This window comes from Streptococcus sp. HMSC056C01 (assembly GCF_001811305.1).
GTDB lineage: Bacteria > Bacillota > Bacilli > Lactobacillales > Streptococcaceae > Streptococcus.
On sequence record NZ_KV804214.1, the window covers coordinates 133,763 to 135,402 of the forward strand.

Sequence of the window (1,640 nt, forward strand, 5' to 3'; positions counted from 1 at the left end):
TTCAATATCAAGATGGCAAAATTCTTCGATTTGACAATGGACATGACATAGATATCAAAGCATTGGATTTGCCAACAACTGAGAAAATCGAGTGGAAAGTTACTTTAGATGGTCAAGACCAGACTGTCAATTTCCTAGCTCAAGAAGTGGATAGATCCAATATTGGTGAAGAAGGACGTTATCTGAATTTCTATGTTCCATATGGCTATAGAGGAGATATCAAGGTAGAGGCCAAGAGCGGAAATGAAGTAAAGACCTGGTCCACTAAAGTGGTTGATGATGTATATCATGACGGTGGAAAGAGAGGCTACTACCATATTAAAGAATCAAATGATCAATACACCTATCTTGATACCAAATGGGACTATCAAACCAAGACTTACACTGCTACCTTACCAGAAACTGTCAATGGTCAAAAAGTCTATGCTTGGGCAGACGAATATGGTGGTATGAAACTTGTAAAACCAGGTTCTATCAGTCATTCCTATAAGGGTGAGGGAGCTTTCCGAGAACTTTATCCGATTGTAAAAGCAGAAAGCTGGCTAAAGGTAAAAAATAATCACGGTGAAACCTGGTACTATCAAAAACAAGGTCAACTAGTTAAAGATGCTTGGATCAATGATCAGGGAACATGGTACTTTATGGATGATGAAGGGGTTATGTTTAATCAAACATGGCTATACCAAGGTGGTAGCTGGTATGCCTTTAAATCATCAGGAGCTATGATTTCAGCTGATTGGTTATATGATAACGGCTCTTGGTATTACCTAAAAGACTCAGGTTCAATGGCAACAGGTTGGCTTAAAAATGGTGGCTCTTGGTATTATCTAGAAGACTCAGGTTCAATGGCAACAGGTTGGGTCAAAGATAACGGCTCTTGGTATTACCTAAAAGATTCAGGTTCAATGGCGACAGGCTGGGTAAAAGATAGTGGCTCTTGGTATTATCTAAAGAACTCAGGTTCAATGGCAACAGGTTGGGTAAAAGATAGTGGTAAGTGGTACTATCTGGCTTCATCTGGTAATATGCTTAGCAATACACGCACACCAGATGGCTATTATGTAGATGCCAGTGGTGCTTGGAAATAAATTTTAAACAGAGAAAATCTACTGAGAAGGTAGATTTTCTTTTTTAGTTAATGAATATAGAATAAAGTAGATTAGAAATTTGGAGTTTTTTTCTCTATTGCTAACAATCTGCTTACAAAGATTAAACTTATTGTGACCCTTACTAGTAAGTGAAATGCTAGGTAAAGAGTCTTAAAAATAAGAAAAAGGCATAGTATCAGATGTTGAAAATAACTTGATACTATATGCCTTTTATTGTGGGAAGATTTACTTCATTTTATCCAGGAATCGTTTTTGACAAAACTTTTTTTGTTTTATTTGAGGATGTTTTAAGATTGTATTTTAGAAAAACAATTACAGAAGTGCTTAATACGGAATATAGTATAAATGCTGGTTCAAAGTGAAGTTTTGTATGCTTTTGTTTTTGTTGAGTATAAAATCTATTAATTAAGGTTGAACTACAAAAATTAATTTTATATGAAGTGAACTGTAGACTTTGAGGATGTCTCTTACTCGCTTTCAGAATGAATCGCTGATATAGGATTAAAAGAACTAAGTATTTCTTTTTGTTTT

At 35.3% G+C, this 1,640-nt stretch carries 1 protein-coding gene; it reads left to right on the forward strand.

All coding sequences use genetic code 11. The features are described 5' to 3' along the window. Positions 1–1,088, forward strand: a 1,088-nt coding sequence (locus HMPREF2795_RS09215; RefSeq protein WP_075228705.1) for an N-acetylmuramoyl-L-alanine amidase family protein, incomplete at its 5' end; no start/stop codon positions are given. Positions 1,089–1,640 lie beyond the last annotated feature (552 nt).